This window comes from Citrobacter sp. GW821-FHT07H02, assembly GCF_059418505.1.
This window is the reverse complement of the sequence record NZ_JBWKPZ010000003.1, coordinates 287119-313074: the sequence shown is the minus strand read 5'-3', so window position 1 is coordinate 313074 and position 25956 is coordinate 287119. Positions and strand designations below refer to the sequence as shown.

Here is a 25956-nt window from a genome sequence, read left to right as displayed (position 1 = left end):
GCCCGCTCCATCACCCCGGAGCGGGCTTTTTTTTTGCGCCTGATCCAGCATAAATAACGTAGTGATAAGACAAAACTGCGCACGATGGTTATGTGTTATCTGCAACGCGAACATGGGCGATTTACAGACACAAAAGCGGCATTGACAAGCCGCAGCGACCGAATTAAGGATAAAAAAAAGCCGACCAGAAGGTCGGCTTTAGCGGTTTTTCTGCTTATTCTATCGGCTGAGGACGCGTTGGTTGCGCTGACGCCTGATGCGTTGCACTGTGACCCCCGGCAGCCCCTTTACCTTCAAAGGCAAACTCAGGACGCTGCCAGTCGCTGTGCCGCGGCGCTTCCGGAACATATTCCGGTGCCGGAGCACGGGTCATCGGCGCAGTGGCGTGGTGGCTTGCTGGCAGAGATTCAACGGCGACAGGCGCGGTCTCTTCAATGACTTCAGCCGCGACAACAGGTGCAATCACCTCGACTTTCGCGTCTTCTTCCACCACAACGACAGGTTCAGCGACCTCGGCAACCACTTCAGGTTCAGCGACAACGTCCGCAGGTTCGGTGATTACGGTTTCCTGAACCTCTTCCACTGCTTTCGCTTCAGAAATGATTTCTTCGGCAACAGGGGCATCCGCTTGCGCGATAACCTGTGGCTGCTCAGCAACGGCCGTTGCGATGACTTCCGGGTGCGTCGTTTCCACAACAGTCGTTTCCACAACAACAGACTGCGGCTCGACAGCAACCGTTTCGGTCTGAACTGGCGCCTCTACAATCTGCTCGACGGCAACGGCTTGCGGCTCCATCGCGGTGGTTTGGGTGACTACCGGTGCGATCTCTTGTTCACGCTGCTCTTCAACCTGAGCATCCTGAGGACGAACAACCGGGTAACGGATCCACACTTTGCCAGAGGCCATTTCCGGAGAAGCACAGGCGATGGTCAACGGCATCGGTGACTGAACCGGGTAGCGCTCATCACGGTAGCGACGACGGCGTTGGCCACTGACGCGCAGATGACGAGGTGAACGACGTGAGCGACGCGGCATACCGTTGTTGTCGCGCGCGTCGGCGTTCTCTTCCTGTTCTACGGTAGTATCGGCGACAACCGGCAGATCCAGTTTTGCCAGCTCAGTACGTTGAACCGGTGCTGTTTGCTCTACAGCCTGGGTCGCAACATTCTCAACGACCGCAGTGGCCGCGAGTTCGACGTCAACCGCTGCGCTCTCACCGTAACGTACTTTCTGGTTCAGCTGGCGTTGTTTACGACGCGGTTGAGGCTGACGAACGCGCTCTTCCTGTTCAACTTCCTGTACCGGTTGCTCATCAAGGTTGAGCGCTTTAACTTCCTGCTGCGCCTGACGTTTGTCGTCGCTACGACGACGATTACGATCGCGACGCGGCGCTTGCTGCTCATCACCGGATTTGGCTTTTTCGCTAACGTCATTGACCGTCTGCTGACGGTTGTCGCGCGACTCTGCATTTTGCGGCGAAGGCTGACGGCGGTTACGACGGTTCTCTTCGCGGTTTTCACCGCCTTCTGAACGTTCGCCACGATCACTGCGGTCACCACGCTCATTGCGGTTATCACGGCGGTCATTACGATCGCGACGATTGTTCTGGCGCGGCTTGCGGCGATCCTGCTGACGTTCCGGTTTCTCTTCCGCTTTGGGTTCTGCTTGCTCAACCGGTTTCGCTTCTTCACTGCCAGCGAACATGGATTTCAGCGCGCCAAAGAAACGGCTTAACAGACCCGGCTGTGCAGCGGCGGCTGCAACGGTCACTGCGGCTGCCTTCGGCGCAGTGGCTTTAACAACGGACTCTGTAGGTTCTGGTGCAGGCGGAACTTCTGGCATGGCAAAGGTCGCCAGCGCCGGTTGCTCAGGGCGTTTACGCTCGGCGTACTCTTCTTCAGAAGGTAATGCCATTGCCTCTTCATGCAGTTTCGGCAGCATATAGCTCAGAGTCGGTGTTTCTTCGCCTTTACGGACACGCAGCACGGAGTAGTGCGGAGTTTCCATCTGATCGTTTGGTACGATCACACAGCGAACGCCATCCTGACGCGTTTCAATCGCATTCACCGCGTTACGTTTTTCGTTCAGCAGATATGAAGCGATCGGCACAGGAACAATCGCGTGCACTTCCTGGGTGTTTTCTTTCAGCGCTTCTTCTTCAATCAGACGCAGAATAGACAGGGACAGCGATTCATTATCACGAACGGTGCCGGTGCCGCTACAGCGTGGGCAAACGTGATGGCTGGATTCACCCAGAGATGGGCTCAGGCGCTGACGGGACATCTCCAGCAGGCCAAAGCGGGAAATATGGCTGATCTGAATACGCGCGCGATCCTGGCGTACCGCTTCACGCAGACGGTTTTCAACCGCGCGCTGGTGGCGAACCGGGGTCATATCGATAAAGTCGATAACAATCAGGCCGCCGAGGTCACGCAGACGCAGCTGACGAGCGATTTCATCCGCCGCTTCCAGGTTGGTGTTGAACGCTGTCTCTTCGATATCACCGCCGCGCGTAGCGCGAGCAGAGTTAATATCGATAGCGGTTAACGCTTCGGTGCTGTCGATAACGATGGAACCGCCGGAAGGCAGGCGGACTTCGCGCTGGAATGCAGATTCGATCTGCGATTCGATCTGGTAGTGGCTAAACAGCGGAATTTCACCGGTGTAAAGCTTAATCTTGCTGCTGAAATCCGGGCGACCCAGCGCTGCGATGTGCTGGCGCGCCAGTTCGAGCACTTTCGGGTTATCGATGAGGATTTCACCGATGTCCTGACGTAAATAGTCACGGAAAGCACGAACGATAACGTTACTTTCCTGGTGGATCAGGAACGGAGCAGGGCGGCTTTCAGCCGCTTTCTGAATGGCTTCCCAGTGTTTAAGACGGAAGCTCAGATCCCACTGCAGCGCTTCGGCAGATTTGCCGACGCCAGCGGTACGCACGATGAGCCCCATGCCATCAGGCAGTTCCAGGCTCGCCAGCGCTTCTTTTAACTCGGTACGATCGTCGCCTTCGATACGACGAGAGATGCCGCCCGCACGCGGGTTGTTCGGCATCAGCACCAGATAGCTCCCCGCCAGACTGATAAATGTCGTCAGCGCGGCACCTTTGTTGCCACGCTCTTCTTTATCAATCTGAACAATAACTTCCTGGCCTTCGCGCAACACATCTTTAATGTTTGGACGACCATGGGCGTTGTAATTGGCGGGGAAATATTCGCGGGCAATTTCTTTTAACGGGAGGAAACCGTGACGTTCAGCGCCGTAATCAACAAAAGCGGCTTCCAGGCTCGGTTCAATACGGGTAATTTTGCCTTTATAGATGTTTGCTTTTTTCTGTTCATGTCCAGGACTTTCGATATCCAGGTCGTACAGACGTTGCCCATCTACAAGGGCGACACGCAACTCTTCCTGCTGAGTTGCGTTGATTAACATTCTTTTCATCGTAACTTACTCATTATTCTTACATTGACGACTAAGCTGCGGGCAAAGTAACGCCTTTCCGGGTGTGAACCGATGGCCTCGTGACTATTCGCGTCGCCAACCTCACGGTTGTCGTCAGCTCAAAGAGGCGCAGAGTGTCGGTTGCCTGTATTTCAAACGGAAACACAGCGCAATTATCAGGGGAACAGTCTGGGTATTACTCTCCAGAGAAGATCCTATCTACCGGTAAGGACTGCAACCCGCAGCCCGCTAACTGTCTGAAAGATCAATACGTCTTACGCCATTGCTGCGTTGATGATCGGTCAGACAAAATGGGTTATTCCGTAAAAGTTCTTGTTTTAGCAAGTTTCAACACGGAAACAGCCTCATTATTCCACTGCTAACCTTGTTATAGCAAGATGACTTTTACCATTTATCACCCGGTTACTCACAGTTTTTTCACTTCTGCAGAGTGATTGGTTTAATAACCGCCAAAATGAAGAAGTGGACGGTGAGTGAACGGGTGTAAAAGTAAATATAAGCATAGAAAAATGAGTGGCGCTAATCTCAATGGCTATTTAGAATCGCCCACCATGAAAACAGAGACTCCATCCGTAAAAATGATTGCCATTTCAGCAGACGAAGCTGGGCAACGAATCGACAACTTTTTACGCACGCAACTTAAAGGCGTGCCAAAAAGTATGATTTATCGCATTTTGCGTAAAGGCGAAGTGCGGGTGAACAAAAAGCGCATCAAACCCGAGTATAAGCTGGAAGCCGGTGATGAAGTGCGTATTCCGCCAGTGCGTGTTGCCGAACGCGAAGAAGAGGCGGTTTCGCCGCATCTGCAAAAAGTCGCGGCATTGGCAGACGTCATTCTCTATGAGGATGAGCACATTCTGGTGCTGAATAAACCTTCCGGTACGGCTGTGCATGGCGGAAGCGGGCTCAGTTTCGGGGTGATTGAAGGTTTACGCGCACTGAGACCAGAAGCACGTTTCCTGGAACTGGTGCATCGCCTTGACCGTGACACCTCCGGCGTATTGCTGGTGGCGAAAAAACGGTCTGCTTTGCGTTCGCTGCATGAACAGTTGCGCGAAAAGGGAATGCAAAAAGATTACCTGGCGCTGGTGCGCGGTCAGTGGCAGTCGCACGTCAAAACGGTCCAGGCACCTTTATTAAAGAATATTCTGCAAAGCGGTGAGCGTATTGTGCGGGTAAACCAGGAAGGTAAGCCGTCGGAGACACGTTTCAAAGTGGAAGAACGCTATGCGTTCGCCACGCTGGTGCGTTGTAGTCCGGTTACTGGAAGAACCCATCAGATTCGTGTTCACACCCAATATGCCGGACATCCTATCGCATTTGACGATCGTTACGGCGATCGTGAGTTCGATAAACAGCTGGCGGGCACAGGGTTATCGCGACTCTTTCTCCATGCCGCAGCGCTGAAGTTTACCCATCCCGGCACCGGAGAAGTGTTACGTATCGAAGCGCCGATGGATAACCAACTGAAGCATTGTCTTCAGGTATTGCGTAACAAAGCCTAAGGCGCTTTGCTTGTCTGGCCTATGGGGGAATTCCATTGTAGGCCAGATAAGACGCTTGCGCGCGGCATCAGGCTGTCACACTAGGCCTTCAGCGGGTTCATCTCTTCCCGGCGCAGCATCTGACACAGCGCAATCAACGGCAGCCCAATGAGCGTGTTCGGGTCTCGTCCCTCTAAGCGCTCGAAAAGCGCGATGCCGAGTCCTTCGCTTTTAAAGCTCCCCGCACAATGTAATGGGCGTTCTTTGCGGACATAGTCCTCGATTTCCGTTTCGCTCAGATGACGGAAATGGACATCGAAAGGCTCGACTTCTGTTTGCAAGTGCCCGGTTGCGGAATGATAAAGCGCAAGCCCGGTATAAAACGTCACAATATTCCCGCTGGCTTTCGCTAATTGTTGCCGTGCTTTTTCTTCGGTTAGCGGTTTACCGGTAATTTCGCCGTCCAGAACGCAAATCTGGTCGGAACCAATGATCAGATGATTTGGGAAACGGTGGGCGAGAGATTGTGCTTTTTCCTGTGCCAGACGCAATACCAGATGTCGCGGCGCTTCGCCTGGCATCGGGGTTTCGTCGACCTCTGGGGCTGCGCATTCGAAGGGGATACACAGCTTTTCGAGCAACGCGCGACGCCAGGGTGACGTTGAAGCGAGAATCAGTTGCGGCATATTTTTTTCCCCAGATATAGCGTAATGATGTGAGCCATTTTAAACTAGGCGCCGGGACGTTCAAGCGTGCCACAGCGGCTTGTCCTGATTGATTTTAAGACTGTGACTCGCAATGTGTGCGAATTATTGGCAAAAGGCAACCGCACGTTGCCTTTTTCTTTGACTATATGACGTTACAAAGTTAATATGCGCGCCCTATGCAAAAGGTAAAATTACCCCTGACTCTTGATCCGGTTCGTACGGCTCAAAAACGCCTCGATTATGAAGGTATCTTTCCTTCCGATCTGGCTGAGCGCGTCGCCGATTCTGTAGTCAGTGTGGACAGTGATGTGGAATGCTCCATGTCGTTCGCTATCGATAACCAACGTCTCGCCGTTATTACGGGTGATGCGAAGGTTTCGGTAACGCTCGAATGCCAGCGTTGCGGGAAGCCGTTTCCACACCATGTACACACAACGTATTGTTTCAGTCCTGTCCGTTCTGACGAACAAGCTGAAGCACTCCCGGAAGCGTATGAGCCGATTGAGGTTAACGAATTCGGTGAAATCGATCTGCTTGCAATGGTAGAAGATGAAATTATCCTCTCCTTGCCGGTAGTTCCGGTGCATGATTCTGAACACTGTGAAGTGTCCGAGGCGGACATGGTCTTTGGTGAATTGCCTGTTGAAGTGCAAAAACCAAACCCATTTGCCGTATTAGCCAGCTTAAAGCGTAAGTAATTGAGGAGTAAGGTCCATGGCCGTACAACAGAATAAACCAACCCGTTCCAAACGTGGCATGCGTCGTTCTCATGACGCTCTGACCGCAGTCACCAGCCTGTCTGTAGACAAAACTTCTGGTGAGAAACACCTGCGTCACCACATCACTGCCGACGGTTTCTACCGCGGTCGCAAGGTAATCGCTAAGTAATCACGCGTTACTCAACGGATTTCGTATTTCAGGAAACCGGCAAGCGAGAGGATCCCCACTGCACAGGTTACTCTGCCCTGGGGTGAATAAGCGCGGTCAGTGCGCCTGCGGTGTGAATGCCGAAGAGTACAAGCGTGATGAAGCTTAGTGAGGATTTCCCCGTGTAAGCGGGGAAACACCAAACCGGGCGGCGACGATACCTTGACACGTCTAACCCTGGCGTTAGATGTCATGGGGGGCGATTTTGGCCCTTCCGTGACAGTGCCTGCAGCACTGCAGGCACTGAATTCTAATTCGCAACTCACACTTCTTTTAGTCGGGAATCCCGATACAATCACGCCATTACTTGCCAAAGCTGACTTTGAACAACGTTCGCGTCTGCAGATTATCCCTGCACAGTCAGTTATTGCCAGTGATGCCCGGCCTTCGCAAGCGATCCGCGCCAGTCGCGGTAGCTCTATGCGTGTGGCCCTGGAGCTGGTGAAAGAAGGTCGAGCTGAGGCCTGTGTGAGCGCCGGTAATACGGGCGCGCTGATGGGACTGGCGAAATTATTGCTCAAACCCCTTGAGGGGATTGAGCGTCCGGCGTTGGTGACGGTTTTACCGCATCAGCAAAAGGGCAAAACGGTGGTGCTGGATCTTGGCGCCAACGTCGATTGCGACAGCACGATGTTAGTGCAGTTCGCCATTATGGGCTCCGTATTAGCGGAGGAGGTGGTTGGCATAACCAACCCTCGAGTGGCGCTACTTAACATCGGCGAAGAAGAAACCAAGGGTCTCGACAGTATTCGGGATGCCTCAGTGGTGCTAAAAACAATCCCTTCCATCAACTACATCGGCTATCTTGAAGCTAATGAATTATTGACGGGGAAAACCGATGTTCTGGTATGTGATGGATTTACAGGTAATGTCACATTAAAGACAATGGAAGGTGTTGTCAGAATGTTCCTCTCACTGCTGAAATCTCAGGGTGAGGGTAAAAAACGGTCGTGGTGGCTGCTGTTATTAAAACGTTGGTTACAAAAAAGCCTAACGAGGCGATTCAGTCACCTCAACCCCGACCAGTATAATGGCGCCTGTCTGTTAGGATTGCGCGGCACGGTGATCAAAAGTCATGGTGCGGCCAATCAGCGAGCATTTGCGGTCGCGATTGAACAGGCAGTGCAGGCGGTGCAGCGACAAGTTCCTCAGCGAATTGCCGCTCGCCTGGAATCTGTATACCCAGCCGGATTCGAATTGCTGGATGGTGGCAAAAGCGGGAGTTCGCGGACACACAAGTAATCATGTGGCCGTCTCGCTGTTAACGCACCAGCAGTTTGTTCGTGGTGGTATATAACCGAAAAGTGACTGAGCGTACATGTATACGAAGATTATTGGTACTGGCAGCTATCTGCCTGAACAAGTGCGTACTAACGCCGATTTGGAAAAAATGGTAGAGACATCTGATGAGTGGATCGTCGCTCGTACAGGTATCCGTGAACGCCATATTGCTGGGCCAAATGAAACAGTCGCGACGATGGGCTTCACTGCCGCAAACCGCGCGCTTGAAATGGCTGGCATCGATAAAGAACAAATTGGTTTGATCGTGGTTGCGACCACATCTTCAACACACGCATTCCCAAGTGCCGCTTGCCAGATTCAGAACATGCTGGGCATTAAAGGTTGTCCGGCGTTTGACGTTGCGGCGGCGTGTGCTGGTTTTACCTATGCCTTAAGCGTTGCCGACCAGTATGTAAAATCAGGTTCAGTAAAGCATGCACTGGTGGTGGGGTCTGATGTCCTGGCACGCACCTGCGATCCGACCGATCGTGGGACGATCATTATCTTCGGTGATGGCGCTGGCGCTGTTGTTCTGAGCGCATCCGAGGAACCGGGCATCATTTCGACGCATTTGCATGCAGACGGACGCTACGGTGAATTGTTGACGCTGCCAAATGCCGATCGCGTGAATCCGGAAAACTCGATTCATCTGACGATGGCTGGTAACGAAGTCTTTAAAGTCGCGGTGACTGAACTGGCGCGCATCGTTGATGAGACGCTGGAAGCTAATGGTCTTTCTCGCTCCGACCTGGATTGGCTGGTGCCACACCAGGCGAACCTTCGCATCATTTCCGCAACGGCGAAGAAGCTGGGGATTGATCCCGACAAGCTTGAAGAGAAAGTCGTCATTACGCTTGACCGTCATGGCAATACTTCTGCTGCATCTGTACCGTGCGCGCTCGACGAAGCCGTGCGTGACGGACGGATCAAAGCCGGTCAGTTGATATTGCTTGAAGCCTTCGGGGGTGGATTCACCTGGGGCTCCGCGCTGGTTCGTTTCTAGTATAAGGAATTAAACATGACGCAATTTGCTTTTGTGTTCCCTGGTCAGGGTTCTCAAACCGTTGGGATGCTGTCTGATATGGCTGCAGCATACCCCATCGTAGAAGAAACATTTGCTGAAGCTTCTGCGGCGCTGGGCTATGACCTGTGGGCGTTGACGCAGCAAGGTCCAGCGGAAGAACTGAATAAAACGTGGCAAACTCAGCCAGCACTGTTGACGGCCTCCGTGGCACTGTATCGCGTATGGCAGCAGCAGGGCGGTAAAACGCCAGCGCTGATGGCGGGACACAGCCTCGGTGAATATTCTGCGTTGGTCTGCGCTGGCGTCATGAATTTTGCTGATGCCGTGCGTCTGGTTGAACTGCGTGGCAAATTCATGCAGGAAGCGGTCCCAGAAGGGACTGGCGGCATGTCTGCTATTATTGGTCTGGACGATGCTTCCATCGCCAAAGCGTGCGAAGAGTCTGCTGAAGGTCAGGTTGTCTCCCCGGTTAACTTTAACTCACCGGGTCAGGTGGTCATTGCCGGGCACAAAGAAGCCGTTGAACGTGCTGGCGCAGCCTGTAAAGCCGCAGGTGCAAAACGTGCGCTTCCATTACCGGTCAGCGTTCCGTCACACTGTGCGCTGATGAAGCCCGCAGCCGATAAACTGGCTGTTGAGTTAGCGAAAATCACCTTCAACGCGCCGACGGTACCTGTCGTGAATAACGTTGATGTGAAATGTGAAGCTGACGCTGATGCAATTCGTGATGCACTGGTACGCCAACTGTATAATCCGGTGCAGTGGACGAAGAGCGTAGAATTTATCGCCGCGCAGGGTGTTACGCACCTTTATGAAGTGGGCCCAGGTAAAGTTCTCACTGGTCTGACGAAACGTATTGTTGACACCCTGACAGCCTCGGTACTGAATGAGCCAGCGGCGCTGTCTGCGGCGCTTGAGCAATAAAAGAGGAAAACCATGAGTTTTGAAGGAAAAGTCGCGCTGGTTACCGGTGCAAGCCGTGGCATTGGCCGCGCAATTGCTGAAACACTCGTTGCCCGTGGCGCGAAGGTTATCGGTACTGCTACCAGCGAAAGTGGCGCTCAGGCCATTAGCGATTACTTAGGTGCAAACGGTAAAGGTCTGATGTTGAATGTGACCGACCCTGCATCTATTGAATCTGTTCTGGAAAAAATTCGCGCAGAATTTGGTGAAGTCGATATCCTGGTTAATAATGCCGGTATCACTCGTGATAATCTGTTGATGCGAATGAAAGATGATGAGTGGAACGATATTATCGAAACCAACCTGTCATCTGTTTTCCGTCTGTCAAAAGCGGTAATGCGCGCTATGATGAAAAAGCGTCATGGTCGTATTATCACTATCGGTTCTGTGGTTGGTACCATGGGAAATGCAGGTCAGGCTAACTACGCTGCGGCGAAAGCGGGTTTGATCGGCTTCAGTAAATCACTGGCGCGTGAAGTTGCGTCCCGTGGTATTACTGTAAACGTTGTTGCTCCGGGCTTTATTGAAACGGACATGACGCGTGCGCTGTCAGATGATCAGCGTGCGGGTATTCTGGCGCAGGTTCCTGCGGGTCGCCTCGGCGGCGCTCAGGAAATCGCCAGTGCGGTTGCATTTTTAGCCTCTGACGAAGCAAGTTACATCTCTGGTGAGACTCTGCACGTCAACGGCGGAATGTACATGGTTTAATCACGATGAAAAAGATTTGCGTTATTAGAGCGAATGGCCTCAAAATAACGTAAAATCGTGGTAAGACCTGCCGGGATTTAGTTGCAAATTTTTCAACATTTTATACACTACGAAAACCATCGCGAAAGCGAGTTTTGATAGGAAATTTAAGAGTATGAGCACTATCGAAGAACGCGTTAAGAAAATTATCGGCGAACAGCTGGGCGTTAAGCAGGAAGAAGTAACCAACAATGCTTCCTTCGTTGAAGACCTGGGCGCAGATTCTCTTGACACCGTTGAGCTGGTAATGGCTCTGGAAGAAGAGTTTGATACTGAGATTCCGGACGAAGAAGCTGAGAAAATCACTACCGTTCAGGCTGCCATTGATTACATCAACGGTCACCAGGCGTAAGTGAACATCTCCAGGCGGTCACTCGACCGCCTGAGTTTTATCTTTATTTTGTCCCACTAGAATCATTTTTTCCCTCCCTGGAGGACAACCGTGTCTAAGCGTCGTGTAGTTGTGACCGGACTGGGCATGTTGTCTCCTGTCGGCAATACCGTAGAGTCTACCTGGAAAGCTCTCCTTGCCGGTCAGAGTGGCATCAGCCTGATCGACCATTTCGATACTAGCGCCTATGCAACTAAATTTGCTGGCTTAGTAAAGGATTTTAACTGTGATGACATCATCTCGCGCAAAGAACAGCGCAAGATGGATGCCTTCATTCAATATGGAATTGTCGCTGGCGCTCAGGCCATGCAGGATTCTGGTCTTGAAGTGACGGAAGAGAACGCAACCCGTATTGGCGCCGCAATCGGCTCCGGTATTGGCGGTCTCGGACTTATCGAAGAAAACCATACCTCACTGGTAAACGGTGGGCCGCGTAAGATCAGCCCGTTCTTCGTCCCGTCGACGATTGTTAACATGGTGGCAGGACACCTGACCATCATGTATGGCCTGCGTGGGCCAAGCATCTCTATCGCTACAGCCTGTACGTCTGGCGTACACAACATCGGTCATGCCGCGCGTATCATTGCATACGGCGACGCAGATGCGATGGTTGCGGGTGGTGCTGAAAAAGCCAGTACCCCGCTCGGCGTGGGTGGTTTTGGCGCGGCTCGTGCACTGTCTACACGTAATGAAAACCCGCAAGCGGCAAGCCGCCCGTGGGATAAAGAACGTGATGGCTTTGTGCTGGGCGACGGTGCAGGCATGGTGGTACTGGAAGAGTACGAACATGCGAAAGCGCGTGGCGCAAAAATTTATGCTGAAGTTGTCGGCTTTGGTATGAGCAGCGATGCTTATCATATGACGTCACCGCCGGAAGATGGCGCAGGCGCGGCGCTGGCTATGGTTAACGCGCTGCGTGATGCCGCACTCGAACCGGGTCAGATTGGCTATGTCAATGCACATGGTACGTCGACGCCAGCAGGCGACAAAGCGGAAACCCAGGCCGTGAAATCGGTATTTGGTGATGCGGCGACCCGTGTGATGGTCAGTTCCACCAAATCCATGACCGGCCACCTGCTGGGCGCGGCTGGCGCGGTAGAGTCTATTTTCTCTATCCTGGCGCTGCGCGATCAGGCTGTTCCGCCGACCATTAACCTGGATGATCCAGATGAAGGTTGCGATCTGGACTTCGTTCCTCACGAAGCGCGTCAGGTCAGCGGAATGGAGTACGCATTGTGTAACTCCTTCGGCTTTGGCGGCACCAACGGCTCGCTGATCTTTAAAAAGATCTGATGCAATTTAGGCCAGCCAATGCGCGGGCCTGTTCATTGCGAAGCGCCATTTGGTGATTAAAATAAAAAAGGTCCGCTTGCCGGGCCTTTTTTATTCAGTTTTCTTCCCTTGTCCTGTGTTATCCATCCTGCCAAACTACCCGACCACGCATAAGGAGCCACTATGTTCTTGATTAATGGCCGTGAGCAGGAAACCCTTGCTGCCAGTGACCGGGCGATACAATTCGGCGATGGTTGCTTCACCACGGCGCAAATCGTCGGGGGAAGCGTTTCCCTGCTGAATGCTCATCTGGAGCGTTTACAGAATGCCTGCGAGAAGCTCTTGATCCCTTTCAGTGAATGGGCGTTGTTGCAGCGAGAAATGGTGCAACTGGCAGTGGGACATGAACGTGGCGTTTTGAAAGTGATCATCAGTCGTGGCAGCGGCGGTAGAGGATATAGCGCGGCGAACTGCACGGCAGCCACCCGACTTCTTTCAGTTTCTGCCTGGCCTGCCCATTATGATCGTTGGCGTCGTGAGGGAATTACCCTGGCGTTAAGCCCGGTTCGTCTCGGGCGGAATCCTTATCTCGCTGGCTTAAAACACTTGAACAGGCTGGAGCAGGTGCTAATCCGCTCTCATCTTGAGCAGACAAACGCGGATGAGGCGCTGGTTCTTGACAGTGAGGGATGGGTTACGGAATGCTGTGCCGCGAATCTGTTCTGGCGTATAGGGACCAGGGTGTATACCCCACGTCTGGACCAGGCCGGAGTGAATGGCATTATGCGACAATTCTGTATTCGTATACTGGCGCAATCGCCATTTGAGGTTGTCGAAGTGAATGCCAGAGAAGAGGAACTGATGCAGGCTGAAGAAATGGTGGTTTGCAACGCCCTGATGCCTGTGGTTCCAGTGCGCGCCTGCGGTGACAGGCTGTTGTCTTCACGCACATTGTTTGATTTTTTAGCCCCACGTTGTGAGCACCCGAATTAGCCATGAAAAAATTGTTATACGTTTTCCTTCTGATGCTGGTTGTGCTGGGCATTGCTGCTGGAGTGGGAATGTGGAAAGTTCGCCAACTGGCGGACAGCAAACTGCTGATTAAAGAAGAGACGGTCTTTAGCCTGAAGGCCGGGACGGGCCGCCAGGCGCTGGGGGAGCAGCTTTATGCTGATAAGGTCATCAATCGCCCTCGCGTGTTCCAGTGGTTATTGCGCATCGAGCCAGAGCTCTCGCATTTTAAGGCGGGGACGTATCGACTCACGCCTGATATGACCGTAAGGGAGATGCTTATCCTGCTGGAAAGTGGGAAAGAGGCCCAGTTTCCGCTACGGTTGGTTGAAGGGATGCGGCTGAGTGATTACCTCAAACAGCTGAGAGAAGCCCCTTACATCAAGCACACCCTGAGCGACGACAAGTACGAGACGGTCGCGCAGGCGCTGAAGCTGGAAAATCCTGAGTGGGTGGAGGGCTGGTTCTGGCCAGATACCTGGATGTACACCGCCAACACGACCGACGTTGCGTTATTGAAGCGCGCCCACCAAAAGATGGTCAAAGCCGTTGAGGGTGTCTGGGAAGGTCGGTCGGAAGGGTTGCCCTATCAAGATCAGAATCAGCTGGTTACCATGGCCTCCATCATCGAAAAAGAGACGGCGGTTGCCAGTGAGCGTGACCAGGTGGCATCGGTGTTTATCAACCGTCTTCGTACGGGGATGCGTTTGCAGACCGACCCGACGGTTATCTATGGAATGGGGGAGCGCTATGATGGCAAACTTTCCCGTGCGGACCTGGAAACCCCGACCGCGTATAATACCTATACTATCTCAGGGTTGCCCCCAGGGCCGATTGCCATGCCTGGTGAGGCGTCGTTGAAGGCTGCTGCGCACCCAGCTAAAACCCCGTATCTCTATTTTGTGGCCGATGGCAAAGGTGGTCACACGTTTAATACTAATCTTGCCGGCCATAACCGGTCAGTGCAGGACTACCTGAAAGTGCTTAAGGAAAAAAATGGGCAGTAATTACATCGTCATCGAAGGACTGGAAGGCGCGGGCAAAACCACGGCGCGAAATGTCGTGGTAGAGACGCTCGAGCAACTGGGTATCCGCGACATGATTTTTACCCGTGAGCCGGGCGGTACGCAGCTTGCGGAAAAATTAAGAAGCCTGGTGCTGGACATCAAATCGGTCGGCGATGAAGTGATTACAGACAAAGCCGAAGTGCTCATGTTTTATGCCGCCCGCGTGCAACTGGTGGAAACGGTTATCAAACCTGCGCTGGCTAAGGGAACCTGGGTGATTGGCGATCGTCACGATCTCTCCACGCAGGCGTACCAGGGTGGCGGTCGCGGTATCGATCAGCGTATGCTGGCGACGCTGCGTGATGCCGTGCTGGGGGACTTTCGCCCGAATCTCACACTCTATCTGGATGTCACCCCTGAAGTCGGACTAAAACGCGCCCGTGCGCGTGGCGAACTGGATCGCATTGAGCAGGAGTCTTTTGATTTCTTCAATCGAACCCGCGCCCGTTATCTGGAGCTGGCGGCGCAGGATGCCAGTATCCGCACGATTGATGCGACCCAGACGCTGGAAAAGGTTATGAGTGATATTCGCGCCACCGTCACCGAGTGGGTGAAGGAGCAGGGCGCATGAAATGGTATCCATGGTTACGACCGGACTTTGAAAAACTGGTAGCAAGCTATCAGTCGGGTCGTGGTCACCATGCGCTACTGATTCAGGCGCTGCCTGGTATGGGCGACGATGCGCTGATTTATGCCCTTAGCCGCTATCTGTTGTGTCAGCGTCCGGAAGGACATAAAAGCTGTGGACACTGTCGGGGCTGCCAGTTGATGCAGGCTGGAACGCATCCGGATTACTACTCACTGCTGCCCGAAAAAGGGAAAAGTACCCTCGGGGTTGACGCCGTCCGCGACATCAGCGAAAAACTGTATGAACGCTCCCGACTTGGCGGCGCGAAGGTGGTGTGGATCCCCGAAGCGTCGTTACTGACAGAGGCTGCCGCCAATGCGTTGTTAAAAACGCTGGAAGAGCCGCCGTCTCAAACCTGGTTCTTCCTCGCCTGTCGCGAACCCGCGCGATTGCTGGCCACATTACGCAGTCGTTGTCGACTTCACCACCTGGCGCCCCCGGCAGAAAACTATGCAATTTCCTGGCTTGCACGAGAAGTGACAGCGTCACAAGACGCGTTACTCACGGCGCTTCGCCTGAGTGCGGGGTCTCCTGGCGCCGCCTTGACGCTGCTTCAGGAAGAGAGCTGGGCGCATCGTGGTGCACTCTGTGAGGCGCTGGCTAACACTCTGCAGGCCAACGACTGGTATATCTTGCTTTCCGCACTGAATCATGAACAGGCGGCGACCCGTCTACACTGGCTGGCAACCTTACTGATGGATGCCCTGAAGTTCCGCCACGGTGCTTCGTACCTTACCAATGTGGATGTCCAAACGCTGGTTCCGCTGATAGCACAACGGCTACCTGCGGCACATATTCAGGCCATCCTCAGCGATGTTTGTCATTGCCGCGAGCAACTTATCAATGTGGTCGGGGTAAACCGCGAACTGGTACTTACCGATCTCATCCTCCGTATTGAACATTATCTGCAACCGGGCACCGTGTTGCCCGTTTCCCATCTTTGAGAGAGACATTATGTTTTTAGTCGACTCACACTGCCATTTGGATGGCCTGGATTATCAATCACTGCATAAGGACGTGGATGACGTGCTGGCGAAAGCCGCTGCACGCGATGTGAAGTTTTGCCTGGCGGTGGCGACAACGCTGCCGGGGTATCGCGGAATGCGCGAACTGGTCGGCGACCGCGACAATGTGGTTTTCTCATGCGGCGTACATCCGTTAAATCAGGATGAACCGTATGATGTCGAAGAGCTGCGTCGTTTCGCCGCTGAAGAGGGCGTTGTCGCGATGGGAGAGACCGGGCTGGATTATTTCTACACCCCTGAAACAAAGATGCGCCAGCAGGAATCTTTCATTCACCATATCCAGATTGGCCGTGAGCTTAATAAGCCGGTCATTGTTCATACCCGCGATGCACGCGCTGACACGCTGGCAATTTTACGCCAGGAAAAGGTGACGGATTGCGGTGGCGTACTACACTGTTTTACAGAGGACAGAGAAACGGCGGGTAAGTTACTGGATCTCGGATTTTATATCTCTTTTTCCGGTATCGTGACTTTTCGTAATGCTGAGCAGTTGCGTGATGCAGCCCGCTACGTACCGCTGGATCGTCTGTTAGTGGAAACGGATTCGCCATATCTTGCTCCGGTGCCGCATCGCGGGAAAGAGAACCAGCCCGCTATGGTTCGTGATGTTGCAGAGTATATGGCTGTTTTGAAAGGTGTTGCCGTTGAAGAATTGGCGCAGGTAACCACCGATAACTTCTCCCGCCTGTTCCATATCGACGCTTCTCGCCTGCAATCCATCCGCTAGCAGAGTTTTTTTTAAGCTCGTAATTAATACGCAAAACGCGTAGAGTTCACCGCCATAAAATGGGCGGTGAATGGTCGGTTTGAAACATTCAGATACGGATTTCGACAGTATTTGACGATATTGACATGGGCTACAGCTGAAACGTGATAGCCGTCAAACAAAATTGATCTGAATTATTTTACTCTGTGTAATAAATAAAAGGGCACTTAGATGTCCTGTCCACGGCGGGGTTCTCCCCCCTCGCCAATGCGTGAGAACGTAGAAAGCACAAAATACTCAGGAGCACTCTCAATTATGTTTAAGAATGCATTTGCTAACCTGCAAAAGGTCGGTAAATCGCTGATGCTACCGGTATCCGTACTGCCTATCGCAGGTATCCTGCTGGGCGTCGGTTCCGCAAACTTCAGCTGGCTGCCAGCCGTAGTTTCACACGTAATGGCGGAAGCAGGCGGTTCTGTTTTTGCCAATATGCCATTGATCTTTGCTATCGGTGTTGCACTCGGTTTTACTAACAACGACGGCGTTTCGGCACTGGCCTCGGTGGTTGCATACGGCATCATGGTTAAAACCATGGCTGTGGTAGCGCCGCTGGTTCTGCATTTACCTGCTGAAGAAATCGCAGCAAAACACCTGGCGGATACCGGTGTGCTCGGGGGGATTATCTCCGGTGCGATTGCAGCGTATATGTTCAACCGTTTCTACCGTATCAAGCTGCCTGAGTATCTGGGCTTCTTCGCCGGTAAGCGCTTTGTGCCTATTATTTCTGGTCTGGCTGCCATCTTCACCGGTGTCATCCTGTCCTTCATTTGGCCGCCGATCGGTACTGCTATTCAGACGTTCTCTCAGTGGGCCGCATACCAGAACCCGGTTGTTGCGTTCGGTATCTACGGCTTCGTTGAGCGTTGCCTGGTGCCATTCGGTCTGCACCACATCTGGAACGTTCCTTTCCAGATGCAAATTGGTGAATACACCAACGCAGCAGGTCAGGTGTTCCACGGCGATATTCCGCGCTATATGGCGGGTGACCCGACTGCAGGTAAACTGTCTGGCGGCTTCCTGTTCAAAATGTACGGTCTGCCGGCGGCTGCGATTGCAATCTGGCACTCTGCTAAACCAGAAAACCGCGCGAAAGTGGGCGGTATCATGATCTCCGCAGCGTTGACCTCGTTCCTGACCGGTATTACCGAGCCGATCGAGTTCTCCTTCATGTTCGTTGCGCCGATCCTGTACGTGATTCATGCGATTCTGGCTGGTCTGGCGTTCCCGATCTGTATCCTGCTGGGTATGCGTGACGGTACTTCCTTCTCTCACGGTCTGATTGACTTCATCGTGCTGAGCGGTAACAGCAGCAAGCTGTGGCTGTTCCCGATTGTGGGTGCAGGTTATGCGATTATTTACTACACCATTTTCCGTGTGCTGATCAAAGCGCTGGATCTGAAAACGCCGGGTCGTGAAGATGCCACCGAAGACAGCAAAACTGGCGCGACCAGTGAAATGGCTCCGGCTCTGATTGCGGCATTTGGCGGTAAAGATAACATCACCAACCTCGACGCCTGTATCACGCGTTTGCGTGTCAGCGTTGCTGATGTGACGAAAGTGGATCAAGCTGGCCTGAAGAAACTGGGTGCAGCGGGCGTTGTTGTGGCGGGCTCTGGTGTTCAGGCAATTTTCGGTACTAAATCCGATAACCTGAAAACTGAAATGGATGAATACATCCGCAGCCACTAAGCCGTAAGACGTTGGGGAGAACTAAGGCAGCCTTATGGCTGCCTTTTTTACGTCTGACGAAAAAAAGAGAGACTACCGCCCGCGAAGGCGGATTTTTACTTTGTATGGGGCACGGCGCGCCGCTACACTATCAGCAGATCGACTTTTCGCATTCGCGTCATCAGACACTGGAAAAGCATGGAAACGAAAAAAAATAACATTGAGTACATCCCTGAATTTGAAAAATCATTTCGCCATCCTCGCTATTGGGGAGCCTGGCTGGGCGTCGCTGCGATGGCGGGCATTGCGCTAACGCCAGCGTCAATTCGCGACCCCATATTGGCCAAACTGGGCCGTATTGCCGGACGTATGGGGAAAAGCTCTCGTCGTCGTGCACTGATCAATTTGTCGCTTTGCTTCCCGCAGCGAAGCGAAGCCGAGCGTGAGGCGATTGTCGATGAGATGTTCGAGACAGCGCCTCAGGCAATGGCAATGATGGCCGAGCTGGCGATGCGCGGTCCTGAAAAAGTACAGAAACGCATCGACTGGCAGGGGCTGGAAATTATCGAGGAACTGCGCCGCAACAACGAAAAAGTGATTTTTCTGGTGCCGCACGGGTGGGGCGTTGATATCCCGGCGATGCTGATGGCATCACAGGGGCAGAAAATGGCGGCCATGTTCCATAATCAGGGCAACCCGGTATTTGATTACGTCTGGAATACAGTACGTCGTCGCTTCGGCGGGCGTTTGCATGCCCGTAATGATGGCATTAAGCCGTTTATCCAGTCTGTCCGCCAGGGTTACTGGGGATACTATCTGCCGGATCAGGATCACGGTGCGGAACACAGTGAGTTTGTTGATTTCTTCGCGACATATAAAGCAACCTTGCCGGCTATCGGTCGCTTGATGAAAGTGTGCCGCGCCCGCGTGGTTCCGCTTTTTCCTGTCTATGATGGCAAAACACACCGGTTATCGATTCTGGTGCGTCCGCCGATGGACGATCTCCTGACGGCGGATGACAACACCATCGCCAGAAGAATGAACGAAGAGGTGGAAATCTTCGTGGGTCCGCATCCTGAACAATACACCTGGATTTTAAAACTGCTGAAGACGCGTAAACCGGGCGAAATTCAGCCGTATAAGCGCAAAGACCTTTATCCAATCAAATAAAAAAAAGCCTCTCGTCAGAGAGGCTTTTTACTTTCTGGCGTCGGGAAATTATTCGACGGTCAGAATACGGGTCGTGTTGGTCGAACCGATGGTGCTCATCACGTCGCCCTGGGTGACAATCACCAGATCGCCGGACACCAGATAGCCTTTGTCACGCAGCAAATTAACCGCTTCACTTGCCGCCACAACGCCGTCAGCCGCGCTGTCGAAGTGCACCGGCGTGACGCCGCGATACAAAGAGGTCAGGTTCAGTGTACGCTCATGACGAGACATTGCGAAAATCGGTAAGCCTGAACTGATACGCGAGGTCATCAGTGCAGTACGCCCTGATTCGGTCATGGCGATAATGGCCGTCACCCCTTTCAGGTGGTTTGCGGCATACATTGCCGACATGGCGATGGCTTCTTCAACATTATCGAATTGCACGTCGAGGCGGTGTTTAGAGACGTTAATGCTTGGGATTTTTTCTGCGCCCAGACAGACGCGCGCCATCGCGGCTACCGTTTCAGCCGGATACTGACCTGCGGCGGTTTCAGCTGACAGCATCACGGCGTCGGTGCCATCCAGCACGGCGTTGGCCACGTCCATAACTTCTGCACGGGTCGGCATAGGGTTGGTGATCATCGACTCCATCATCTGCGTAGCGGTAATAACCGCACGGTTCAACTGACGGGCGCGACGAATCAGGGCCTTCTGAATACCGACCAGCTCCGGATCACCGATTTCAACGCCCAGATCGCCGCGAGCTACCATCACAACGTCGGAAGCCAGAATGATGTCATCCATCGCATTCTGGTCGCAAACGGCTTCTGCACGTTCGACTTTGGCGACAATTTTTGCATCGCAGCCAGCTTCGCCTGCGAGACGGCGCGCATAGTTCAGGTCTTCGCCGCAGCGAGGGAAGGAGACGGCCAGATAATCAACGCCGATTTGCGCTGCAGTGACGATATCCGCTTTGTCTTTTTCGGTCAGCGCTTCTGCAGAGAGGCCACCGCCGAGCTTGTTGATGCCTTTGTTGTTGGAGAGTGGGCCGCCGACGGTCACTTCGGTGAAGACTTTCATGCCCTGAACTTCCAGGACTTTTAGCTGTACGCGACCATCGTCGAGTAACAGGATATCACCAGGAACAACATCAGCGGGCAGGCCTTTGTAATCGATACCGACTTTTTCTTTATCGCCTTCGCCTTTCCCCAGATTCGCGTCTAACAGGAATTTATCGCCGATGTTCAGGAATACTTTGCCTTCTTTGAAGGTCGATACGCGAATTTTTGGCCCCTGGAGATCGCCCAGAATTGCCACATGACGCCCCAGTTTTGCGGCAATCTCACGAACTTTATCAGCGCGTATTTTGTGATCTTCTGGCGATCCGTGAGAGAAGTTCATTCGTACGACGTTCGCACCCGCAGCGATAATTTTCTCAAGGTTGTTATCGCGATCAGTTGCCGGGCCTAACGTGGTAACGATTTTGGTTCTGCGAAGCCTTCTGGACATGTAATACTCCGTTGACTGAAACAACTTGGTGTTGCGTGAACATTGATCCGGATATAACGCCGGATGACGAAAAGGGTGTGCATGTTATTGCTTTTAGCGGTCATCGCTCCTTATGAGCAGTTCTTTATCAAAACGCGATTCCTTAAGCGCTTCCTTGACGCGCTTCAAGTTATCTCTGAATTTTGCCCCGCGACGCAAAGTAAATCCGGTTGCCAGCACATCTATCACGGTCAGTTGAGCAAGTCGAGAGACCATAGGCATATAAATGTCAGTATCTTCCGGTACATCAAGTGTAATCGCTAATGTGGCCTCGCGCGCCAGTGGCGTTCCGGCAGAGGTCAGTGCAATCACCATCGCATCGTTTTCGCGCGCCAGCTGCGCCAGCTCCACCAGACTTTTGGTTCTGCCCGTGTGTGAAATGAGCACAACGACGTCGTCATCGCTACAATTCATACAGCTCATGCGTTGCAGGACAACATCATCGGAGTATATGACCGGAACGTTGAAGCGGAAAAATTTGTTCATGGCGTCATGTGCCACGGCGGCGGAAGAACCAAGGCCGAAGAAGGAAATTTTCTTCGCTTGCGTCAGCAGATCGACCGCGCGATTCACCGCAGATTTATCAAGCGACTGGCGGACATGATCGAGACTGGCCATCGCGGATTCGAAGATTTTTCTCGTGTAGGACTCAACGCTGTCATCTTCATCCACATTGCGATTAACATAGGGCGTGCCATTTGCCAGACTTTGCGCCAGATGCAGTTTAAAATCAGGAAAGCCGCGCGTGTCCATGCTGCGACAGAAGCGGTTTACGGTAGGTTCACTGACATTCGCTTCCAGGGCCAGCGTCGCAATACTCGAGTGGATGGCCTGATCAGGGGAAGCAAGAATAACATCGGCGACTTTGCGTTCTGACTTGCTCAGATGTTCCAGTTGTACCTGGATTTTTTCCAGCATATTCATGATGTAGAAAACTCATGGTGACGACGATTTCTGAGATATAGGAAATCGAGAGGCAATTTTGTTAGATATTACCCCCGGGTGCCCATTAAGGGGGCAAAATGGATAGAATAGTTGTTGTTTTTTTTCATTACATGATCGACGTCTGATTTTAGCTGTCGGCTACGTGTGTGAAAACGACGACTTTTTTATCCGTTTTGTGGCTGAACATGCCGCAAAACGCCTGACAAGCCGGGATCGCACTGGTGGATAAGTGTTTACGGTTTCCGGAATTACGTAAAAGCAGTACAGTGCACTGTAATAAAATTACAACTATAACCTGGCAGAAGTACCAGGATAGTTAACTGAGGAGAATGACATGGCGGTAACGCAAACAGCCCAGGCATGTGACCTGGTCATTTTCGGCGCGAAAGGCGACCTGGCGCGTCGTAAATTGCTGCCTTCCCTGTATCAACTGGAAAAAGCCGGTCAGATAAACCCGGATACCCGCATTATTGGGGTTGGTCGTGCTGACTGGGATAAAGAAGCCTACACCAAGGTGGTACGCGAAGCGCTCGAAACCTTCATGAAGGAAACAATTGATGAAGGTTTGTGGGATACCCTGAGTGGTCGCCTGGATTTCTGCAATCTGGATGTCAACGATACCGCAGCCTTTTCCCGCCTGGGGGAGATGCTGGATCAAAAAGAGCGCACCACCATTAACTATTTTGCGATGCCGCCCAGCACCTTTGGCGCAATCTGCAAAGGGTTAGGCGAGGCGAAGCTGAATGCTAAGCCTGCGCGCGTGGTCATGGAAAAACCGCTCGGCACATCACTGGCCACCTCTCGTGAAATCAACGACCAGGTGGGTGAATATTTTGACGAGAGCCAGGTTTACCGTATTGACCACTATCTCGGCAAAGAGACGGTTCTGAACTTACTGGCGCTGCGTTTTGCCAACTCCCTGTTCGTCAATAACTGGGACAATCGCACCATCGATCACGTGGAAATCACCGTGGCGGAAGAGGTGGGTATTGAAGGTCGCTGGGGCTACTTTGACCAGGCCGGCCAGATGCGCGACATGATCCAGAACCACCTGCTGCAAATTCTGTGCATGATCGCCATGTCACCGCCGTCCGATCTGAGCGCTGACAGTATTCGCGATGAAAAAGTGAAAGTGCTGAAATCGCTGCGTCGTATCGACCGTTCGAACGTCCGTGAAAAAACGGTTCGTGGCCAGTACACCACCGGTTTCGCGCAAGGTAAAAAAGTGCCGGGTTATCTGGAAGAAGAGGGGGCGAATAAGAGCAGCAATACCGAAACGTTCGTCGCCATTCGTGTCGATATCGATAACTGGCGCTGGGCGGGCGTGCCGTTTTACCTGCGTACAGGCAAACGACTGCCGACCAAATGTTCTGAAGTGGTCGTCTACTTCAAAACGCCGGAGCTCAACCTGTTCAAAGAGTCCTGGCAGGATCTGCCGCAGAACAAATTGACGATCCGTTTGCAGCCAGATGAAGGCGTGGATATTCAGGTACTCAATAAAGTCCCGGGTCTGGATCATAAACATAACCTGCAAATTACCAAGCTGGATCTGAGTTACTCCGAAACGTTCAACCAGACGCATCTGGCGGATGCCTATGAACGTTTACTGCTGGAAACCATGCGGGGCATTCAGGCGCTGTTTGTGCGCCGTGACGAAGTAGAAGAAGCATGGAAATGGGTCGACTCCATCACAGAAGCCTGGGCGATGGATAACGACGCGCCGAAGCCGTATCAGGCGGGAACGTGGGGACCGGTTGCCTCAGTGGCGATGATCACCCGCGATGGTCGTTCCTGGAATGAATTTGAGTAAAACTTCATCTGTCACGACGGTGTTATTTTACCGGTAACATGATCTAACACAGATTGCAGAATAATTTTTGCACTTTTAAGCCCCGCGTGGATTCACCCGCGGGGCTTTTTTTATTACACTGACTGAAACGATTTTGCCCCTGAGCTACGGCTTACAAGCGTTTCAGCATTATTTAACCCTGATGAAACACATTGGTAATCCTGCGGCCCGGACAGATAAATTTTAGGAGCCTCTATGAATCCGAATTTGTTACGCGTAACACAACGTATTATCGAACGTTCTCACAAGACACGTTCTGCCTACCTTGCCCGTATTGAGCAAGCGAAAACGTCGACGGTTCACCGCTCCCAGCTGGCGTGCGGAAACCTGGCGCACGGATTTGCGGCGTGCCAACCCGACGATAAAGCGTCGCTGAAAAGCATGTTGCGTAACAATATCGCGATCATTACCTCCTATAACGACATGCTTTCTGCGCATCAGCCTTATGAGCATTACCCTGAGATTATCCGCAAAGCGCTGCACAAGGCGAATGCGATTGGTCAGGTGGCGGGCGGCGTGCCTGCGATGTGCGATGGTGTGACCCAGGGCCAGGATGGAATGGAATTATCACTCCTGAGTCGCGAAGTCATTGCCATGTCGGCGGCGGTCGGGCTGTCGCACAACATGTTCGATGGGGCGTTATTCCTCGGCGTGTGTGACAAAATCGTCCCGGGGCTGGCGATGGCGGCGCTCTCGTTTGGTCATCTGCCGTCTATTTTCGTGCCGTCTGGCCCGATGGCCAGCGGCCTGCCAAATAAAGAAAAAGTTCGTATTCGCCAGCTTTATGCCGAAGGTAAGGTTGACCGTATGGCGCTGCTGGAATCCGAAGCCGCCTCTTACCATGCGCCAGGCACCTGTACGTTTTACGGTACCGCCAACACCAACCAAATGGTGGTGGAGTTTATGGGGATGCAATTACCGGGCTCCTCCTTTGTGCATCCCGATGCGCCGCTACGTGAAGCACTGACCGCGGCGGCAGCCCGTCAGGTGACGCGTTTGACCGGCAACGGCAACGAATGGATGCCTGTCGGTAAAATGATTGACGAAAAAGTGGTGGTGAACGGTATTGTCGCGCTGCTCGCGACGGGCGGCTCAACCAACCACACCATGCACCTGGTGGCAATGGCGCGCGCCGCCGGTATTGTGATCAACTGGGATGACTTCTCCGACCTTTCAGATGTCGTCCCGCTGATGGCTCGCCTCTACCCAAATGGCCCGGCGGACATTAACCACTTCCAGGCGGCGGGCGGGGTGCCTGTACTGATGCGTGAACTGCTGAACGCGGGCCTGCTGCATGAAGACGTCAACACCGTGGCGGGCTTTGGCTTGTCTCGTTATACCCTGGAACCGTGGCTGAACAATGGCGAGCTGGACTGGCGTGAAGGGGTTGCGAAGTCTCTTGATAGCAATGTTATTGCCACCTTTGATAAGCCGTTCTCGCACCACGGCGGGACGAAAGTGCTGAGCGGCAACCTGGGACGTGCAGTGATGAAAACCTCTGCGGTACCGGTTGAAAACCAGATCATTGAAGCACCAGCCATTGTCTTTGAGAGCCAGCACGACGTATTACCGGCATTTGAGGCCGGGTTGTTGGACCGTGATTGCGTGGTAGTCGTACGCCATCAGGGACCAAAAGCGAACGGAATGCCAGAATTGCACAAACTCATGCCGCCACTTGGTGTATTATTGGACCGTTGTTTCAAAATTGCGTTAGTTACCGATGGACGGCTTTCCGGTGCTTCAGGTAAAGTGCCTTCAGCAATCCATGTCACGCCGGAAGCTTACGATGGTGGGTTACTGGCGAAAGTGCGCGATGGCGACATCATTCGTGTGAACGGACAGACAGGTGAACTGACTCTGCTGGTCGATGAAGCGGAACTTGCCGCTCGCCAGCCTCACATCCCGGATCTGAGCTCATCAAGAGTAGGGACAGGACGTGAGATGTTCAGCGCGTTGCGCGAAAAACTCTCCGGTGCGGAGCAGGGCGCAACCTGTATCACTTTTTAAAACGAAAATTTTGTAATCAGGCGAGAGAAAA

Annotated in this window: 22 protein-coding genes; 18 read left to right on the top strand and 4 right to left on the bottom strand. The window is 52.9% G+C overall.

The window, feature by feature from the left end; all coding sequences use genetic code 11:
• Positions 1–214 precede the first annotated feature (214 nt).
• Complete coding sequence (rne, locus tag AC07NP_RS06750; protein ID WP_494659957.1) at positions 215–3442, bottom strand: ribonuclease E; 3228 nt, start codon at positions 3440–3442, stop codon at positions 215–217.
• Positions 3443–4014: 572 nt separating this feature from the next.
• Here rne and rluC point away from each other — a divergent pair.
• Positions 4015–4968: a 23S rRNA pseudouridine(955/2504/2580) synthase RluC gene (rluC, locus tag AC07NP_RS06745; RefSeq protein WP_203358166.1), complete on the top strand. Its 954-nt coding sequence runs from the start codon at positions 4015–4017 to the stop codon at positions 4966–4968.
• A gap of 80 nt (positions 4969–5048) precedes the next feature.
• Here the strand turns inward: rluC and AC07NP_RS06740 are convergent, their stop codons facing one another.
• Positions 5049–5633: a Maf family protein gene (locus AC07NP_RS06740; RefSeq protein ID WP_192611883.1), complete on the bottom strand. Its 585-nt coding sequence runs from the start codon at positions 5631–5633 to the stop codon at positions 5049–5051.
• 197 nt (positions 5634–5830) lie between these two features.
• Between AC07NP_RS06740 and yceD the strand changes: the two genes are divergently transcribed.
• From yceD to lpxM, 15 genes are all read left to right on the top strand, one after another.
• Positions 5831–6352 (top strand): 23S rRNA accumulation protein YceD, encoded by a 522-nt coding sequence (gene yceD / locus AC07NP_RS06735; protein ID WP_192611884.1) that lies wholly within the window; start codon positions 5831–5833, stop codon positions 6350–6352.
• Positions 6353–6368: 16 nt separating this feature from the next.
• On the top strand, positions 6369–6542 hold the full coding sequence (rpmF, locus tag AC07NP_RS06730; RefSeq protein WP_000290724.1) for a 50S ribosomal protein L32: 174 nt from the start codon (positions 6369–6371) through the stop codon (positions 6540–6542).
• 201 nt (positions 6543–6743) lie between these two features.
• Positions 6744–7823 (top strand): phosphate acyltransferase PlsX, encoded by a 1080-nt coding sequence (gene plsX, locus AC07NP_RS06725; RefSeq protein ID WP_203358165.1) that lies wholly within the window; start codon positions 6744–6746, stop codon positions 7821–7823.
• A 76-nt stretch (positions 7824–7899) separates the two neighbouring features.
• Positions 7900–8865, top strand: a complete 966-nt coding sequence (locus tag AC07NP_RS06720; protein ID WP_203358164.1) for a beta-ketoacyl-ACP synthase III — start codon at positions 7900–7902, stop codon at positions 8863–8865.
• Positions 8866–8880: 15 nt separating this feature from the next.
• Positions 8881–9810 (top strand): ACP S-malonyltransferase, encoded by a 930-nt coding sequence (gene fabD / locus AC07NP_RS06715; protein ID WP_494659956.1) that lies wholly within the window; start codon positions 8881–8883, stop codon positions 9808–9810.
• Positions 9811–9822: 12 nt separating this feature from the next.
• Positions 9823–10557 (top strand): 3-oxoacyl-ACP reductase FabG, encoded by a 735-nt coding sequence (fabG, locus tag AC07NP_RS06710; protein ID WP_203358162.1) that lies wholly within the window; start codon positions 9823–9825, stop codon positions 10555–10557.
• A gap of 154 nt (positions 10558–10711) precedes the next feature.
• Entirely contained in the window at positions 10712–10948 is a 237-nt protein-coding gene (acpP, locus tag AC07NP_RS06705) for an acyl carrier protein (RefSeq protein WP_000103754.1), read from the top strand.
• A gap of 90 nt (positions 10949–11038) precedes the next feature.
• Positions 11039–12280, top strand: coding sequence for a beta-ketoacyl-ACP synthase II (fabF, locus tag AC07NP_RS06700; protein ID WP_494659955.1), 1242 nt, complete (start codon positions 11039–11041; stop codon positions 12278–12280).
• A gap of 162 nt (positions 12281–12442) precedes the next feature.
• Positions 12443–13252, top strand: coding sequence for an aminodeoxychorismate lyase (gene pabC, locus AC07NP_RS06695; RefSeq protein ID WP_494659954.1), 810 nt, complete (start codon positions 12443–12445; stop codon positions 13250–13252).
• Positions 13253–13254: 2 nt separating this feature from the next.
• The gene (gene yceG / locus AC07NP_RS06690) at positions 13255–14277 is read left to right on the top strand and encodes a cell division protein YceG (RefSeq protein ID WP_494659953.1); all 1023 of its coding nucleotides are present in this window, start codon (positions 13255–13257) and stop codon (positions 14275–14277) included.
• On the top strand, positions 14267–14908 hold the full coding sequence (gene tmk, locus AC07NP_RS06685; RefSeq protein ID WP_494659952.1) for a dTMP kinase: 642 nt from the start codon (positions 14267–14269) through the stop codon (positions 14906–14908). Before yceG ends, tmk begins: the two co-directional genes overlap by 11 nt.
• A complete protein-coding gene (gene holB / locus AC07NP_RS06680) occupies positions 14905–15909 on the top strand; it encodes a DNA polymerase III subunit delta' (protein WP_494659951.1) in 1005 nt (334 codons plus the stop codon). The genes tmk and holB overlap by 4 nt, the downstream gene beginning before the upstream one ends.
• A 10-nt stretch (positions 15910–15919) precedes the next feature.
• Positions 15920–16717, top strand: a complete 798-nt coding sequence (locus tag AC07NP_RS06675; protein ID WP_494659950.1) for a metal-dependent hydrolase — start codon at positions 15920–15922, stop codon at positions 16715–16717.
• Positions 16718–17011: 294 nt separating this feature from the next.
• Positions 17012–18445 (top strand): PTS glucose transporter subunit IIBC, encoded by a 1434-nt coding sequence (gene ptsG / locus AC07NP_RS06670; RefSeq protein WP_494659949.1) that lies wholly within the window; start codon positions 17012–17014, stop codon positions 18443–18445.
• A 177-nt stretch (positions 18446–18622) separates the two neighbouring features.
• The gene (gene lpxM / locus AC07NP_RS06665; protein ID WP_494659948.1) at positions 18623–19594 is read left to right on the top strand and encodes a lauroyl-Kdo(2)-lipid IV(A) myristoyltransferase; all 972 of its coding nucleotides are present in this window, start codon (positions 18623–18625) and stop codon (positions 19592–19594) included.
• Positions 19595–19642: 48 nt separating this feature from the next.
• Here the strand turns inward: lpxM and pyk are convergent, their stop codons facing one another.
• Positions 19643–21085, bottom strand: coding sequence for a pyruvate kinase (pyk, locus tag AC07NP_RS06660; protein ID WP_494659947.1), 1443 nt, complete (start codon positions 21083–21085; stop codon positions 19643–19645).
• Positions 21086–21178: 93 nt separating this feature from the next.
• On the bottom strand, positions 21179–22048 hold the full coding sequence (locus AC07NP_RS06655) for a MurR/RpiR family transcriptional regulator (protein WP_192611897.1): 870 nt from the start codon (positions 22046–22048) through the stop codon (positions 21179–21181).
• Between the two features lie 355 nt (positions 22049–22403).
• On the opposite strand from AC07NP_RS06655, the gene zwf reads away from it, so the two are divergent.
• Together zwf and edd are read left to right on the top strand one after the other, a co-directional pair.
• Entirely contained in the window at positions 22404–23879 is a 1476-nt protein-coding gene (gene zwf, locus AC07NP_RS06650; RefSeq protein ID WP_203358151.1) for a glucose-6-phosphate dehydrogenase, read from the top strand.
• Between the two features lie 234 nt (positions 23880–24113).
• The gene (gene edd / locus AC07NP_RS06645) at positions 24114–25925 is read left to right on the top strand and encodes a phosphogluconate dehydratase (protein WP_494659946.1); all 1812 of its coding nucleotides are present in this window, start codon (positions 24114–24116) and stop codon (positions 25923–25925) included.
• Positions 25926–25956 lie beyond the last annotated feature (31 nt).

Bases quoted from the DNA above. Each gene is read 5' to 3' on its own strand.
- tmk (WP_494659952.1), top strand. From the start codon at position 14,267: ATGGGCAGTAATTACATCGTCATCGAAGGACTGGAAGGCGCGGGCAAA.
- ptsG (WP_494659949.1), top strand. From the start codon at position 17,012: ATGTTTAAGAATGCATTTGCTAACCTGCAAAAGGTCGGTAAATCGCTG.
- AC07NP_RS06740 (WP_192611883.1), bottom strand. From the start codon at position 5,633: ATGCCGCAACTGATTCTCGCTTCAACGTCACCCTGGCGTCGCGCGTTG.
- fabD (WP_494659956.1), top strand. From the start codon at position 8,881: ATGACGCAATTTGCTTTTGTGTTCCCTGGTCAGGGTTCTCAAACCGTT.
- rpmF (WP_000290724.1), top strand. From the start codon at position 6,369: ATGGCCGTACAACAGAATAAACCAACCCGTTCCAAACGTGGCATGCGT.
- edd (WP_494659946.1), top strand. From the start codon at position 24,114: ATGAATCCGAATTTGTTACGCGTAACACAACGTATTATCGAACGTTCT.
- acpP (WP_000103754.1), top strand. From the start codon at position 10,712: ATGAGCACTATCGAAGAACGCGTTAAGAAAATTATCGGCGAACAGCTG.
- AC07NP_RS06675 (WP_494659950.1), top strand. From the start codon at position 15,920: ATGTTTTTAGTCGACTCACACTGCCATTTGGATGGCCTGGATTATCAA.
- pabC (WP_494659954.1), top strand. From the start codon at position 12,443: ATGTTCTTGATTAATGGCCGTGAGCAGGAAACCCTTGCTGCCAGTGAC.
- AC07NP_RS06655 (WP_192611897.1), bottom strand. From the start codon at position 22,048: ATGAATATGCTGGAAAAAATCCAGGTACAACTGGAACATCTGAGCAAG.
- rluC (WP_203358166.1), top strand. From the start codon at position 4,015: ATGAAAACAGAGACTCCATCCGTAAAAATGATTGCCATTTCAGCAGAC.
- holB (WP_494659951.1), top strand. From the start codon at position 14,905: ATGAAATGGTATCCATGGTTACGACCGGACTTTGAAAAACTGGTAGCA.
- pyk (WP_494659947.1), bottom strand. From the start codon at position 21,085: ATGTCCAGAAGGCTTCGCAGAACCAAAATCGTTACCACGTTAGGCCCG.
- yceD (WP_192611884.1), top strand. From the start codon at position 5,831: ATGCAAAAGGTAAAATTACCCCTGACTCTTGATCCGGTTCGTACGGCT.
- AC07NP_RS06720 (WP_203358164.1), top strand. From the start codon at position 7,900: ATGTATACGAAGATTATTGGTACTGGCAGCTATCTGCCTGAACAAGTG.
- zwf (WP_203358151.1), top strand. From the start codon at position 22,404: ATGGCGGTAACGCAAACAGCCCAGGCATGTGACCTGGTCATTTTCGGC.
- yceG (WP_494659953.1), top strand. From the start codon at position 13,255: ATGAAAAAATTGTTATACGTTTTCCTTCTGATGCTGGTTGTGCTGGGC.
- rne (WP_494659957.1), bottom strand. From the start codon at position 3,442: ATGAAAAGAATGTTAATCAACGCAACTCAGCAGGAAGAGTTGCGTGTC.
- fabG (WP_203358162.1), top strand. From the start codon at position 9,823: ATGAGTTTTGAAGGAAAAGTCGCGCTGGTTACCGGTGCAAGCCGTGGC.
- lpxM (WP_494659948.1), top strand. From the start codon at position 18,623: ATGGAAACGAAAAAAAATAACATTGAGTACATCCCTGAATTTGAAAAA.